The sequence below is a fragment of the Micromonospora xinjiangensis genome, from assembly GCF_056150165.1.
Genome location: NZ_JAXCFO010000008.1, coordinates 184,603 through 198,378, shown reverse-complemented (window position 1 = coordinate 198,378; position 13,776 = coordinate 184,603). Strand labels below are relative to the sequence as shown.

16 protein-coding genes are annotated in these 13,776 nt (G+C 72.0%); 12 read left to right on the top strand and 4 right to left on the bottom strand.

Annotated elements, in window-relative coordinates; genetic code table 11:
* Nucleotides 1-162: 162 nt before the first annotated feature.
* Complete coding sequence (locus tag SM573_RS26130; protein WP_474617291.1) at nucleotides 163-1,398, bottom strand: ABC transporter substrate-binding protein; 1,236 nt, start codon at nucleotides 1,396-1,398, stop codon at nucleotides 163-165.
* 604 nt (nucleotides 1,399-2,002) lie between these two features.
* Between SM573_RS26130 and SM573_RS26125 the strand changes: the two genes are divergently transcribed.
* On the top strand, nucleotides 2,003-3,031 hold the full coding sequence (locus tag SM573_RS26125; RefSeq protein WP_474610770.1) for a LacI family DNA-binding transcriptional regulator: 1,029 nt from the start codon (nucleotides 2,003-2,005) through the stop codon (nucleotides 3,029-3,031).
* A gap of 39 nt (nucleotides 3,032-3,070) precedes the next feature.
* On the opposite strand, the gene SM573_RS26120 is transcribed toward SM573_RS26125, so the two are convergent.
* Nucleotides 3,071-3,412 (bottom strand): permease-like cell division protein FtsX, encoded by a 342-nt coding sequence (locus SM573_RS26120; RefSeq protein WP_474617287.1) that lies wholly within the window; start codon nucleotides 3,410-3,412, stop codon nucleotides 3,071-3,073.
* Nucleotides 3,413-3,850: 438 nt separating this feature from the next.
* Between SM573_RS26120 and SM573_RS26115 the strand changes: the two genes are divergently transcribed.
* The 3 genes from SM573_RS26115 to SM573_RS26105 all read left to right on the top strand — a co-directional run bounded on the left by SM573_RS26115 (nucleotide 3,851) and on the right by SM573_RS26105 (nucleotide 6,374).
* A complete protein-coding gene (locus SM573_RS26115; RefSeq protein ID WP_474617286.1) occupies nucleotides 3,851-4,486 on the top strand; it encodes a TetR/AcrR family transcriptional regulator in 636 nt (211 codons plus the stop codon).
* Nucleotides 4,487-4,655: 169 nt separating this feature from the next.
* Nucleotides 4,656-5,540 (top strand): phosphatase PAP2 family protein, encoded by an 885-nt coding sequence (locus SM573_RS26110; RefSeq protein ID WP_474617285.1) that lies wholly within the window; start codon nucleotides 4,656-4,658, stop codon nucleotides 5,538-5,540.
* Between the two features lie 162 nt (nucleotides 5,541-5,702).
* Nucleotides 5,703-6,374: a hypothetical protein gene (locus SM573_RS26105; protein ID WP_474610774.1), complete on the top strand. Its 672-nt coding sequence runs from the start codon at nucleotides 5,703-5,705 to the stop codon at nucleotides 6,372-6,374.
* Here the strand turns inward: SM573_RS26105 and SM573_RS26100 are convergent.
* Complete coding sequence (locus tag SM573_RS26100; RefSeq protein WP_474617284.1) at nucleotides 6,344-6,562, bottom strand: flavin reductase family protein; 219 nt, start codon at nucleotides 6,560-6,562, stop codon at nucleotides 6,344-6,346. The two genes, SM573_RS26105 and SM573_RS26100, sit on opposite strands and share 31 nt — an antisense overlap.
* A 123-nt stretch (nucleotides 6,563-6,685) precedes the next feature.
* Between SM573_RS26100 and SM573_RS26095 the strand changes: the two genes are divergently transcribed.
* The 7 genes from SM573_RS26095 to SM573_RS26065 all read left to right on the top strand — a co-directional run bounded on the left by SM573_RS26095 (nucleotide 6,686) and on the right by SM573_RS26065 (nucleotide 12,741).
* The gene (locus SM573_RS26095; RefSeq protein ID WP_474617283.1) at nucleotides 6,686-7,156 is read left to right on the top strand and encodes an RrF2 family transcriptional regulator; all 471 of its coding nucleotides are present in this window, start codon (nucleotides 6,686-6,688) and stop codon (nucleotides 7,154-7,156) included.
* The gene (locus SM573_RS26090; protein WP_474617282.1) at nucleotides 7,153-8,175 is read left to right on the top strand and encodes a sulfate ABC transporter substrate-binding protein; all 1,023 of its coding nucleotides are present in this window, start codon (nucleotides 7,153-7,155) and stop codon (nucleotides 8,173-8,175) included. The genes SM573_RS26095 and SM573_RS26090 overlap by 4 nt, the downstream gene beginning before the upstream one ends.
* Nucleotides 8,172-9,020 (top strand): sulfate ABC transporter permease subunit CysT, encoded by an 849-nt coding sequence (cysT, locus tag SM573_RS26085; RefSeq protein ID WP_474617281.1) that lies wholly within the window; start codon nucleotides 8,172-8,174, stop codon nucleotides 9,018-9,020. The genes SM573_RS26090 and cysT overlap by 4 nt, the downstream gene beginning before the upstream one ends.
* On the top strand, nucleotides 9,013-9,852 hold the full coding sequence (locus SM573_RS26080) for a sulfate ABC transporter permease (protein WP_474610778.1): 840 nt from the start codon (nucleotides 9,013-9,015) through the stop codon (nucleotides 9,850-9,852). The genes cysT and SM573_RS26080 overlap by 8 nt, the downstream gene beginning before the upstream one ends.
* A complete protein-coding gene (locus SM573_RS26075) occupies nucleotides 9,849-10,859 on the top strand; it encodes a sulfate/molybdate ABC transporter ATP-binding protein (protein WP_474617280.1) in 1,011 nt (336 codons plus the stop codon). Before SM573_RS26080 ends, SM573_RS26075 begins: the two co-directional genes overlap by 4 nt.
* A 170-nt stretch (nucleotides 10,860-11,029) precedes the next feature.
* Entirely contained in the window at nucleotides 11,030-11,851 is an 822-nt protein-coding gene (locus SM573_RS26070; RefSeq protein WP_474617279.1) for a helix-turn-helix domain-containing protein, read from the top strand.
* 74 nt (nucleotides 11,852-11,925) lie between these two features.
* Nucleotides 11,926-12,741 (top strand): SAM-dependent methyltransferase, encoded by an 816-nt coding sequence (locus SM573_RS26065; RefSeq protein WP_474610781.1) that lies wholly within the window; start codon nucleotides 11,926-11,928, stop codon nucleotides 12,739-12,741.
* A 124-nt stretch (nucleotides 12,742-12,865) separates the two neighbouring features.
* Here the strand turns inward: SM573_RS26065 and SM573_RS26060 are convergent, their stop codons facing one another.
* A complete protein-coding gene (locus SM573_RS26060) occupies nucleotides 12,866-13,069 on the bottom strand; it encodes a DUF397 domain-containing protein (protein ID WP_474610782.1) in 204 nt (67 codons plus the stop codon).
* A gap of 355 nt (nucleotides 13,070-13,424) precedes the next feature.
* On the opposite strand from SM573_RS26060, the gene SM573_RS26055 reads away from it, so the two are divergent.
* Complete coding sequence (locus tag SM573_RS26055) at nucleotides 13,425-13,745, top strand: hypothetical protein (protein WP_474610783.1); 321 nt, start codon at nucleotides 13,425-13,427, stop codon at nucleotides 13,743-13,745.
* Nucleotides 13,746-13,776: the final 31 nt, after the last annotated feature.

Genomic DNA, 13,776 nt, shown 5'->3' with positions numbered 1-13,776 from the left:
GAAATGCCGGTCGACAACACGGAGAGTGATCGCCGTCGCATCGAAATCGCCTCCGGCCCGGCCACACGAGGCGAGGGCCGGCGCGCGGGCACGGGCGCGGGGGGGGGGGGGGGGGGGGGGGGGGGGGGGGGGCCCCCCCCCCCCCCCCCCCCCCACGACCGGCTACTGCTTCAGCACGGCGGTGATCTCGCCGTTGTCCTTCTGCAGGTCCCCACTGCCGTTCAGGACCTGGTTGCGGACGAGGGTCAGCCAGGGGCTGCCCGGCGCGTTGAACGCCTGCTGGAAGTTGAGCGCCACCGGGGTGTCCCCCTTGGCGGCCACCTCGTTGATGGTCACCAGCCGCGGGTCCTCGGCGGCGTACTTGTTGGTGGCCAGGTCGGCGCGGGACACCACGTCCTTGTTCTTCGCGAGCACCTCGACCTGCGCCTCCTCGGACATCATCCAGCTCAGGAAGTTCCAGGCCTGGGCCGCCTTCTTCGAGTCCTTCGAGACGCCGATGCCGTCGCCGCCGACGAAGGTGGAGGCGCCGCCGCCGGGCCCGGGAATCCCGGCGACGCCGGCGTCGAACGGGGTCGAGGAGAGCAGCGTCGCCGGGTAGAACATGAGGCCGACCTTGCCCTCGGTGAACGGCGCGGTCCAGGTCGGACCGGTCTCGCTGGCCGACGCCGGCAGCACGGCACCGGACTTCCACAGGTCGTTCCAGGTGCTGTAGACCTTCTTCGCGGCGTCGTCGGCGAGCTTGGACTCGGTGCCGTCCTCGCTGAGCACCTCACCCCCGCTGGCCCAGATGGAGGGGAACCAGGTGAAGACGAGGCAGCCGCCGCAGTTCAGGCCGGTCGCCGTGCCGTAGACGCCCTCCTTCTTCAGCCCCTGGACCGCCTTCGCCGCCGCGGCGTACTCCTCCAGGGACGCCGGCGCCTTCTCCGGGTCCAGCCCGGCCTCCTTGAACAGCTGCTTGTTCCAGAACAGCATCGACAGGTCGAGGACGAACGGCAGGACGTGTGCCTTGCCGTCGAGGGTGCCGGCCGAGAGGTGCCCCTTGTTGATCGAGTCCTTGAAGGCCAGTCCGTCGATGTTGGCGCTGAGGTCCTGGAAGAGGCCCTGGTTCACCCAGTTGGGCACGTAGACGATGTCGGCGGCGAAGAGGTCCGGAAGACCGCCCGAGCCGGCCGCCGCACCGACCTTGGCGACGTAGTCGTCGTTGGGTACGACGGTGAGCTTGACCTTGTTCTGGTGGCTGGCGTTGTACGCCTCGACGAGGAGCTTCGCCTGCTTCTCCAGCGGCGCACGGGTCCACAGGGTGAGTTCGCTGCCGTCGTCGACACCGGTGGGGCCGGCCTCCGCCGCGCTCGAGCCGCCCGGTTCGTCGTCGCTGCACGCCGCCACGCCGACGGTCATTGCCGCCACCAGGAGTCCTGCCATCGCTCGCAGGACTGCGCGCCTGCCCGGGGTTCTTCTCATTTTCTCTCTCCTAGGGTTCGTCCTTGGGACGGAGCCGGTACGCGGATCCCGCGGGTCGAGGCCTCATCCGGGCGGTGGGGTGCTCGTCAAGTGGTCGACGGCAGGACCGTCGCGCGGGCCTGCGGTGGGCGCGGTGGCGGTGGGTGGGTCCGGGAGATCGTGGCCGGGCCCGGAATCGCCGTGCCGTGTGGAGCGTCCGGGATGGCGTCGCGCTCGACGGTGGTGGCTCGGCCCGGTGGACGCCGCCGCGCGCGCGGCCGCCGTACGGGATGCCTCGCCCCTGCCCGTCACGCCTGCGCCTCCCGCCGGTCCGCGCGGCCCGTGCGTCATGTCGGCGCCGCGAATCGAGTGGTGGGTGTCACTTTCGCCGCTAGCGTGGCCCACGAAAACGGTTTCGGCAAGATGTCGAACGGGTAAAACCTGAACTGCCGTCCAGAGAGGCCTCACCTTCCCCGCAATGCGTCTGGGCACTACGCTTTGCCCGAGCACGAGGCGTCGAGGTGCCTGCCCGATCGCCTGAAACATTTGCGAAAGGCTTTCGGTGGCACGTCGACGATCCCAGTCAGTGACCCTGAGTGACGTGGCGAGTCGCGCCGGCGTCTCCGTCGCCACCGCCTCGAAGGCGCTCAACGGCCGCGCCGAGGTGGCGCCGGCCACGCGCGAGCGCGTGCTGCGCGTCGCCGCCGAACTGGCCTTCCAGCCCAACGTGCTGGCCTCCGGCCTGATCTCCGGTCGCACCCACACGGTCGGGCTGCTCACCGACGAGCTTGGCGGGCGGTTCGCCATCCCGATCCTGCTCGGCGCCGAGAACGCCCTCGGCAACGGGCAGATGTCCGTGCTGCTGTGCGACGCCCGCGGCGACGCCATCCGCCGCCAGCACTACATCCGCACCCTGCTGGCGCGGCAGGTCGACGGGTTCATCGTGGTCGGGGACAGCAACGACCTCAGCCCGTCGCTGACCCAGGACATCCCGGTGCCGGTGGTGTACGCCTACGCCGAGTCGACCGACCCGGCCGACCTGTCGATCATCGCCGACGACGAGGGCGGCGCCCGGCTCGCCGCCGAACACCTCGTGCTCAACGGCCGGCGGAGGATCGGGCACATCACCGGGCCGGACAGCTACCGCGCGGCGCGGGACCGGGCGGCCGGGCTGCGCGCCGTGCTGGACGAGGCGGGCCTCGCCCCGGCCGGCGACCCGCTGTTCGGCGAGTGGTCGCAGCGGTGGGGTCGGCACGCGACGCACCTGCTGCTGACCGCCCGACCGGACGTGGACGCCATCTTCTGCGGCAACGACCAGTTGGCCGCCGGAGCGGCCGACGCCCTGCGCGACCTCGGCCGTCGCGTCCCGGACGACGTGGCACTCGTCGGCTACGACAACTGGGAGTTCTTCGCCGCGGACTGCCGCCCGCCGCTGACCACCGTGGACCTCAACCTGGAGAAGCTCGGCGCGACCGCCGTCAACCACCTCCTGGCCGCCCTGGACGGCAACCCGAGCTCCGGTGTCATCCGGCAGCCCGGCCGGCTCGTGGTGCGCGAGTCCACCGGCCCGGCGCCGGCGCCGCAGCGCTGAGACCCGCGCTCCCGGCCCCGGGGCGCGCCGGTCCGCGGCTCAGCCGCAGGCCACCTCCGCGCCCGCCTCGTCCTCCGTGGGGCGCTGGATCACCTGGATCTTCTCCACCCCGGGCAGGTCGCGGACGGGCGCCAGGAGGTCGCAGTCGAAGGTCCGGCTCCTCATCTTGAGCTGGAACGACTCGGGCATCGCCTCCAGCGAGCCCGCCGCGAGTGCCTCCGGATGGTCCTTGAAGACCTCCTTGTAGCGCTGCCACGCCGTCTCCCGGGGCCCCGTGCCCGCGGGAGCGACACCCGGGGCTCGGGCACCCCCGTCGCCCGCGGCGCCCCCACCGCCCGACCCACACCCCCCGCGCCCCTTTGCTCTGCACCCCGGACGCACCAGACACCCTCCGTGACGAGAGTCAGCGCCCCCAATTCCGCGCCAACCGCCCAAGCATCCCAGCCGCCCGACCGACACTCCGCACACCCCCCTTTGCTCTGCACCCCTGGATGCACCAGGCACGCTCTGTGAGGAGACCTCCGGCACCGCTGCCGCCGCCCCGGACGGAATCCCAGCTCATCAGGGTGGTGAGCATGAGGGTGCAGAGCAGAGGGCGGAAATCGGTACCGAGGGTCGGACCGGGCCGTGACGCCCGGTGACGCCCGCGCGCGATGCGCCCGGGGGTCCGTGACGGGCCACGGGGGTCGGCGGCAGCGGCCGGCAGCGGCAAGGGCACCGGCACCGACCCCGGCCGAACACCACTCTCTGTGACCGAGCGCACGATCTTTCCGGCCAGGAAACTTTGCCGACGCGGAAAGCAGTGCGGATAGTTGCCTCGTGACCTCGGAATCGAGCCTTCGTGAACGGAAGAAGTCCGCGACCCGCGCCGCGTTGAGTGACGCCGCGTGGTCGCTGATGATGGCGCGCGGGCTCGAGGGGGCGACCGCCGAGGCGGTGGCCGCGGCGGTGGACGTCTCGCCGCGGACCTTCCGCAACTACTTCGCCAGCCGGGAGGAGGCGATCCTCGACGGGCTGACGCGTCGCGCCGACCTCATCGTGGCCGCGCTGCGCGCCCGGCCCACCGGCGAGCCGGTGTGGGACTCCATGGCGGCGGTCCTGCCCGACACGATCACGAACGTCCTCGGCGGGCGCGACGACATCGCCACCCTGATCCGGGTGAGCCGGGAGAACCCGGCGATGCTGGCGCAGCAGCTCACGGTCTTCGACCGCATCGAGCGGCTCATCGCCGACGGCATCGCCGAACGCGCCGACGCCGACATCGCACGCGATCTCGCGCCGCACCTGCTCGCCGCCGTGGTCTCCGCCGCGCTGCGGGCCTCGGTCACGTTCTGGGCCGAGGGCTGCACAGAGGCGACGCTTCCCGACCTCATCCGGGAGAGCATCGCGCGGCTGCGGACCGGCCTGCCCCTCGACGGCACGGCCGGCGCGACCGGGTCTCCACCGCCGCCCTGACCGCCGGCCGTCCGCCCCTGCCGAACGGGAGACCCCACCACGTGCGCTGAGCCACAGCCTGGACGGGTGCCGGTCGCCCTCCTGCCCGGGGCGAGGATGCTCCCCGCCGGCCGCCGACGACGGCGGCTCCCGCCCGTTCTGCCCATCCCTCGTCCCGAAAGGGGTCCGCGTGGACGCCAAGCACCGTGGGACACGCCCGCACCCGCTTCGGGAGCTGCTGCTCATCGGCGCGCTGTTCCTCGCCTACAAGCTCGGGCGTCTGGCCGTCGCCGGGGACCTCACCACGGCGTACGCCAACGCCGACGTGCTGTGGGCGCTGGAACGGGCCTGGAAGCTGCCGAACGAGGCCGCCCTCCAGGGGACCGTCCTGGACCACGACGGGCTGGTACGCGCGGCGAACATGTACTACGCCCGGGTGCACTTCCCCGCCACGGGAGCGCTGCTGCTCTGGGCGTACCTCCGTCGCCCGGCGCTGTACCGCTGGGCCCGCACGGTGCTCGGCATGCTGACCGCCGTGGGATTCGCCCTCCAGATCCTCGTGCCGCTGGCCCCGCCGCGGCTGGTGTCCCTGACCGGGCTCGTCGACACCGGGCAGACCGTGGGGCCGCGGGCCTACGACAACCCCGCCACCGACACCCTCGCCAACCAGTACGCCGCCATGCCGTCCCTGCACGTCGGCTGGGCCGCGACGGTCGCCGTCGTCCTGATCGCCGCGAGCCGCCGGCGGTGGCGTTGGCTGTGGCTGCTGCACCCGCTGATCACCCTCGCGGTCGTGGTGCTCACCGGCAACCACTACTGGCTCGACGCCGCGGCCGCGCTGGGCCTGCTCGGCACCGCTCTGCTACTCGTCCCGGGTCCCCTGCGGAGTGCGACCACGATGCCCACCAGCGTCCCGGCGCCGGCGCCACCGGCACCGGCGCGACCGGTCGTGACACCGGGACCGGCACCGGCCGCCCGGGTGCCGGCACCGGCGCCCGCGCAGGCACCGGTACCGGCCGGTCATCCCCCCGTGCTCGCGGCGACCGCGACGGCGGCCGGCGCCGACGCCGCCTAGCTCGCGGCCCCCGTCACCGACCCGAGCGGAGCGCCGGCCCACCGACCACCGCCACCACCCGGTCCGGCCACCCGGCACGTGTCGGCAATCCGTCGTTGTCCGCCCGCGCGCCTCTCCGTAGCGTCGCGACCACAGACCGATGCCACGCGGAAGGGCCCCCTCGTGACCGAACTCGTCGCTCCGCAGCTCGTCGTGAACAGCAGGATGATCTACTTCGGCTGGCTACCGGCCGACCCCGAGGCCGTCGCCGCGCTCGTGCCCGAAGGGCTCAAGCCGGCACCGAACCGTCAGGTCTTCATGAACCAGTACGTCGTCGACGACGCGGGCCAGACCTCCGGCTTCGGCGCGTACTCGCTGACGTACATCGGCCCCGACCTGTCGGGGGTCGACGCACCCGACGGCGTCACCCCCGGCCGCTGGTGGACGCACTACTTCAACTCGAGCCCGGTCGTCCGCGCGTACGCCACCGCCCGCGGCGTGCCGGCGACGGCGGGCACCACGACCATCGAGGTACGCGGCAACCGACTCGTCGCCACGACCACGGCGGACGGCGTACCCGTGATCCGGACGACGGCGCGCGTCGGCCGCACGGGCGACGCCGTGAACCGGGGGCAGCTGCGCTACCTGACCCAGCTGGACGGCAGGCTGCTCAGCGGCAACTACCCGTTCGTCGCCGAGCCGGTCGACCCCTTCGAGGTCGAGTCACTGGAGTTCCTCGCACCCGACCACCCCGTGTACGCGCTGCGCCCGGCCACGCCGCTCGAGGTGGTCTGGGGCTTCTACTCGCCGCGCTCCTCCTTCGCCTACCCCGGCGGCGAGTCGACGCTGGACTGAGCGACCCCTTCGGAGGTCGCGGGCCGTGGCCGCGGACAGTCGTCCGCGGCCACCGTCGTGTCGGGGGGCACCCGACAGAGCAGCCAGGCCAGCGCGCCAGCCACGATCGGCACCCCCTCCGCCCCGACGTGCCCCCGGGGCGGCGCGGCGAACCGGTCGACGCCGCTGGCGGCGAAGATACGCGTCACCTCGATGTCCTCGGCTGTGAGGTCGGGGCGGAACCTCCGCCGAACCGCTCTTGACGCACCGACCCGCCCAGTCCACTATTCCTACATGTCAGGTAGGATACATCGAGAACGGGGGGCCGGGCGGTGCACGTCTCGGCGCGGACCGACTACGCCATGCGGGCCATGCTCGCGGTGTCGGCGTGTCACCCGGGGATCGTGAAGGCGGCCACGCTGGCCGCGAGCCAGGACATCCCTCCCCCGTACCTGCGGAACATCCTGCTCGACCTGCGTCGCGCCGGGCTGCTGAACAGCCTGCGCGGCGCGGACGGTGGCTACTGCCTCACCCGGCGGCCCGAGGAGATCACGGTCGGCGACGTGCTGCGGGCGACCAACGGGACCATCAGCACGGTCCGTGGGTCGTCCGCCGGCGCGGCGAGCTACCGAGGTGTCGCCATCGGACTGACCGGGCTCTGGGGCAGCCTCCACCGGGCCGTCGAGAACATCGTCGACCACGCCACCCTCGCCGACCTGCTCGCGGCCGGCCCCGAGCAGCCGTCGGCACTCGCATTCGATCAGGCGCGCGGACGCGCCGGAGGAGGTGGGGTTTCCCCATGAAGCACAGGAGCAGGGCGGTCGTCGCTCTCGCACTCGTGGCCGGGCTGGCACTGTCGGCCTGCGGGAGCGGATCGTCGGCGAGTGGTTCGTCCACGACGTTGAACATCGTCGGCTACGCGGTGCCCGAGGCGGCCAACAAGGCGATCGCCAAGGAGTGGAACAAGACCGAGGCGGGCAAGGGGGTGCGGTTCCAGACCTCCTACGGCGCCTCGGGCGACCAGAGCCGGGCCGTGGTCTCCGGCCTCAAGGCCGACTACGTGCACTTCTCGGTCACCAGCGACGTGACCCGGCTGGTCGACGCCGGCCTCGTCGACGAGAGCTGGGACGACGGCCCGCACAAGGGCATCGTCTCGTCGTCGGTCGTCGTCCTGGCCGTGCGCAAGGGCAACCCGAAGAACATCCAGGGGTGGGACGACCTGGTCAAGCCGGGCATCGGCATCGTCACCCCCAACCCGGGCTCGTCCGGCGCCGCCCGCTGGAACGCCCTCGCCGCCTGGGGTCACGTCGCCGCCAACGGCGGGACCGACGCCCAGGCGGAGGAGTACCTGACGAAGCTGTTCGCGAACGTGGTGGCGCTGCCGAACAGCGGCCGCGACGCCACGACCGCCTTCCTCGGCGGCACCGGGGACGTCCTGCTCGCCTACGAGAACGAGGCGATCCTGGCCCGCCAGAACGGCGAGGACCTCGACTGGGTCATGCCGGCCACCACGATCCTCATCGAGAACCCGGGCGCGGTGCTCAAGAACGCTGACCCGAAGGCGAAGGAGTGGCTCGACTTCGTCCTCGGCCCGCAGGGCCAGCGCCAGTTCGCGCTGACCGGCTTCCGGCCGATCATCGACGGGGTCGACACCACCGGCGTCGAGGGGGTTCTCGACCCGGCGAACCCGTTCCCGGCCCCGCAGAAGCTGCTCACCGTGGACAAGGACTTCGGGAGCTGGTCCGCGCTGTCCAAGAAGTTCTTCGACGAGAAGGACGGCATCGTCACGAAGGTCATCGCGGCGTCCGGGAAGGCGAAGTGACCTCGACGGCGCTCGCCGCGGACCGGCCGGCGGACACCCGCCGGCCGGTCCGCACCGGCCTGCCGTTGAGCCGGGTCTCCGGCCTGGGGCTCGGCGTGGCGATGCTGTGGTTCAGCCTGCTCGTGCTGATCCCGCTGGCCGCCGTGGTCGTGACCGCGTCCCAGGGCGGCTGGGGCGGGTTCTGGCAGACGGTGACGAACGAACAGACCTCGGCGGCCATCCGGCTCACCGTCGGCACCGCGTTCGGGGTCACGGTGGTCAACGTCGTGATGGGCACGCTGATCGCCTGGGTGCTGGTGCGGGACCGGTTCTTCGGCAAGCGGCTGTTGGAGATCCTCATCGACATCCCGTTCGCGCTGCCGACCATCGTCGCCGGTCTGGTGCTGCTGTCGCTGTACGGCCCCGACAGTCCGCTCGGCATCGACGTGGCCAACACCCGGATCGCCGTCTTCCTCGCCTTCCTCTTCGTCACGCTGCCGTTCGTCGTCCGCACCGTGCAGCCCGTGCTGGCCGAGCTCGACCCCGAGGTCGAGGAGGCGGCGGCGTCGCTGGGCGCCGGCCGGCTCACCACCTTCCGGCGGATCATCCTGCCCAGCCTCGCGCCGGCCATCGCGGCCGGAGCGGCGCTCTCCTTCGCCCGCGGGGTCAGCGAGTACGGCTCGCTGGTCCTGCTCTCCGGAAACCTGCCGATGCACACCGAGGTGGCCTCCGTCCGCATCCTCAGCAGCATCGAGAACGACAACCCGGACAGCGCGGCAGCGGTCGCGGTCGTGCTGCTGGCGGTCTCGCTGGCTGTCATCGTGGTGCTCGACGTCATCCAGCGGAGGGTGGTGCGCCGTGGCTGACGCCTCCATCGGCACCCGCGCCCGGGCCGGCCGCCGCGGCCCCGGCCGCCACATCCTGCGACTCGTGGTCACGGCCTACCTGTTCCTGCTCGTGGCCTGGCCGCTGTACCTCGTCGGGCGCAACGCGTTCGCCGACGGGCTCACCGATCTGAGCGCGATCCTCGCCGACCCCGACGTGGTCCACGCCCTGCGGCTCACCGTCGTCGTCGCGGTCGTCGCCGTAGTGATCAACACGGTGTTCGGCGTCGGCGTCTCGATCCTGCTCGTGCGCTACGACTTTCCCGGCAAGCGGGCGCTCAACGCCCTGCTCGACATGCCGCTGTCGGTCTCCCCCATCGTCGTCGGGCTCGCGCTCACGCTGGTCTACGGCGGCCGGAACGGCTGGTTCGGCCCCACGCTCGAGTCGGCCGGGCTTCAGGTCGTCTTCGCCGTCCCGGGCATGGTGATGGCCACGGTGTTCGTGGCGCTGCCACTGGTCGTCCGGGAGGTCGTACCGGTCCTCGAGGAGGTCGGCGACGAGCAGGAGCAGGCGGCCCGGAGCCTCGGCGCCAACGCCCTACAGACCTTCCGCCGGATCACGCTGCCGTCGATCAAGTGGGGGGTCATCTACGGCGTGGTGTTGAGCCTCGCCCGGTCGCTGGGCGAGTTCGGCGCGGTCAAGGTCGTGTCCGGCAACGTGCTCGGGCAGACCCGCACGGCCACGTTGGTGGTCGAGGAGAAGTACCTGAACTTTGACAAGGGCGGCGCGTACGCCACCGCCTTCCTCCTCGCCCTCGTCGCGGTGGCCAGCATCATCGTCGTGTCCGCCCTCCGGCCGAAGGAAGACCGTTGAGTATTGAGATCGCCAACGTCGGCAAGCGCTTCGGCGGATTCGTCGCGCTCGACGACGTGTCCCTGAGCATCCCGGCCGGTCAGCTCACCGCGCTGCTCGGCCCGTCCGGGGGTGGAAAGTCCACCCTGCTGCGCATCGTCGCCGGCCTGGAACGCGCCGACACCGGGCGCGTCGCGATCGACGGCGTGGACGCCACCGACCTCTCCCCCCAGAAGCGCAACGTGGGCTTCGTGTTCCAGCACTACGCGGCGTTCAAGCACCTGTCGGTGCGCCGCAACGTCGCCTTCGGGCTGGAGATCCGCAAGCGCCCCCGGGAGGAGATCCGCCGCCGGGTCGACGAGTTGCTCGCCCTGGTGCACCTGGAGCAGTTCGCCGACCGGCTGCCGTCGCAGCTCTCCGGCGGGCAGCGCCAGCGCATGGCCCTGGCCCGCGCGCTGGCGGTCGAGCCCACGGTGCTGCTGCTCGACGAGCCGTTCGGGGCCCTCGACGCGAAGGTCCGCAAGGAGCTGCGTGAGTGGCTGCGCCGGCTGCACGACGAGGTGCACGTGACCACCGTCTTCGTCACCCACGACCAGGAGGAGGCGCTGGAGGTCGCCGACGAGATCGTGGTGATCAACGAGGGTCGGGTGGAGCAGGTCGGGTCGCCCGACGAGCTGTACGACAACCCGGCCAACGAGTTCGTCATGCGCTTCCTCGGCCCCGTGACGCAGCTCGGTGACGAGTTGGTCCGGCCGCACGACCTCCAGATCCAGACCGGTGCGGCGGGCGCGGACGGGGTCACCGGTCGGGTCGGCCGGATCACCCGCGTCGGGTTCGAGATCCGGGTCGACGTCACCACCGCCACGGACCAGGTCGTCGCCGTGACCCTCACCCGGAACGAGTTCCTCGCCCTCGGCCTGCGCACGGGCGCCACGGTCCGGGTCCGGGTGGCACCGGGCAGCCCCACCACCGCGGTGGCAACGGCCGCGTCGCCCTCCGCGTCACCGACTCTCGCCGCGTCGCGCTGAGCGGGCGCGAGGCCGGGCGGGCCGGAGGGCCGCCGGTGGGGCGCGCGCCTCGAGGCCCGGCCCGCGCAGGCCGCGTGCCCGCAGCGGGGACGGGACTGTGCTCCGGCGTCGTGTGGCGGTAAGGTGTCGGCTCATCCCAAGTGGACAGCCCGGTGAGCGGGAGGTGGGGCGTGCCGATCACAGGGCAGCGGGTGGCCCGTCGCACCCTCGGACGGCGGCTGACGCGGCTCCGGCTGGCGAGCGGCAAGACCCGGCGCGAGGTGGCGGAGGCGAGGCTCGGTATATCCGAGCCGACGCTGCACCGGATCGAGACCGGCAAGGTGCCGGTGACGGCGGCGAACGTGCGGGCCCTGTGCTGGCTCTACGGGGTCGACCAGAGCGTCACCGACGTGCTGGCCGAGCTGGCGCTGGGCACCTCGCAGGAGGAGTGGTGGGACGCCAGCCCCGTCATCCCCGACTGGTTCAAGCTCTACGTCGGCCTGGAGGCGAGCGCCACCCGGATCAGCACCTACTACGGCGAGATCATCCCGGGTGAGTTGCAGACGGAGCAGTACGCGCTGGCCGTGTTCGCCGCCGAGCAGGGGGCCGACGACGACACCGCGCGCCGGCACGTCAAGCTGCGGATGCAGCGGCAGAGGGCGCTGTTCGCCCGCAGCCCGGCGCCCCGGCTGGTGTTCGTCCTCGGCGAGAACGTGCTGGCCCGGCCGGTCGGCGGCAAGGCGGTGATGGACGCGCAGCTCGACCATCTCCAGGCGGTCGCCGCGAGCGGCGCCGCGGAGATCCGGGTCCTGCCGTTCTCCGTCGGCGCGCACGCCGCGATGGCCGGCGCGTTCCGGATCCTGGACTTCGACGACCCGGACGACCCGGACACCGTCTACCTCGAGTCTCATGTCGGCGCGCTCTACCTCGAGGAGACGCACGAGGTGGACGAGTACCGGCGGATCTTCCGGTTGATCCACGAGGCCTCCGTGCCGCTGGAGGACCACCGGTAGCTGCCCGGCGGCGGACTCCCCGGTCCGCGCCGGTCCGACAGAGCCCGTACCACTGATGAACGAAAGGGGCCGGCATGGATGGTGCGACCGACGGCGGCGAGGGCAAGCCGGCGACCGCGGCCAGGATCTACGACTACTACCTCGGCGGCACGTACAACTTCGCGGCCGACCGCGAGGCGGCCGAGGCGATGCTGCGGGTGCTCCCGTTGGGGCCGCAGCTCGCGCAGACCAACCGCGCGTTCCTGCGGCGGGCGGTGCGCCACCTCGTCGACTCCGGGGTGCGCCAGTTCCTCGACGTCGGCTCGGGCATCCCCACCGAGGGCAACGTCCACGAGATCGTGCAGCAGGTCGCTCCCGACGCCCGCGTGGTCTACGTGGACATCGACCCGGTGGCGGTGGCGGAGAGCCTGGAGCTGCTCGACGGCAACGAGCTGGCCACCGCCATCCGCGGTGACCTCCGCCAGCCGGAGACGATCCTCGCGCACCCGCAGGTCAAGGAGTTGATCGACTTCGACCGACCGGTCGGCCTGCTGTTGGCGGCGGTCCTGCACTTCGTGCCCGACGACGACGTCGCGTACGCCGCGGTGGGCCGGCTGCGCGGGGTGCTCGCGCCGGGCAGCCACCTCGTCGTGTCGCACGCGACCGCCGACGACGTCACGCACGAGCACGGTGAGCTCGACGTTGCCCACGACATCTACCGGCAGCGGACGGCCACCCCGCTGGGCCTGCGCAGCCGGGCGCAGTTCGAGCGGTTCTTCACCGGTCTCGACCTGGTCGACCCGGGCGTGGTGTGGCTTCCGCAGTGGCGTCCCGCGCCGGACGACCCGCAGTTCTTCACCGACGACCCGAAGCGCAGCTCCGGTCTCGCCGCCGTCGGGCGGGTGCCCTGACCGGGCCGGTCGAAGCACGGTACGCGACAGAGCCCGCCGGACGTGCCCGGCGGGCTCTGCTCGTGGTGGGGCGCCGGCCGGCCCGTCGGCCTGGCGGCGGGTGCCACCCTCAGGGCGACCCGTCTCAGCCGAGGAGCCGGTCGAACTCCCCCCGCTTGGCGCCGTAGAGGAACGAGTCCCACTCCTCCACCGTGAACCGCACGACGCCGGCGGACGGGTTCTTGCTGTTGCGCACCTCGATCAGACTCTCGTTACGGCGAGCTTGCACGCAACTGCCCCCGTTGCCGGTCGACCTGCTGGACATGATCCACTCATCGTTGTCAGGCACCAGTTGCTCCTCAGTGGACGGCTGTACGCCGGTCGATCCGAATGCTGGGCATCTCTCCCCCTGCGAAACCACAGACGAAACAATCACTGGCTGTAATCGCAGGTGAGGAGCGGCGAGGGCGTCGTGGCCCGTTGTCGCAGCTCATGAGCCAGGCTCCACTCCTCGTGCCCCAGTCGCGCGCCCCGTCAGAAGATCGCGCTACACGTAGCGTAACCGAGACTCGCCATCATGCACGATGCCACCGCGACAGGTTGTCGTCGTGAAATCTTGCATGAGCGAAGGTGCGCTGGCATGCTCGTGCATGCCCGACCGTCCCAAGGGGAGCGCTAGACCCACCACAAAGGAGGGTGACCATATGCCGGCGCCAACGCTGAGCTCACATCACGAGACGCCGGCCTCCGCGACACCGCGTGACGGATTCCGCGCGGGTGACCGCGTCTGGGTGCGGTTCGCCGGCACGTGGCGGCCCGGCATCGTCCTGCACTCGAACCGATCCGCCGCGACGGTGCGCTACCGCCCGGCCGAGACCGTGGGCACCGGTGTCGACACCGTGACGGCCAACAGCCTCCGCCCCCGCCACGACGACGACCCCTACCTCGACAACGCTCCGGTGGCCGACCCCGACCGGCCGGCGCCCGCGCTGGCGAGCCGCGTGGTCAACCGACCGGCCTGCTGACTCGCCGCCGGCGGGCGGTCAGCTTCCCGCG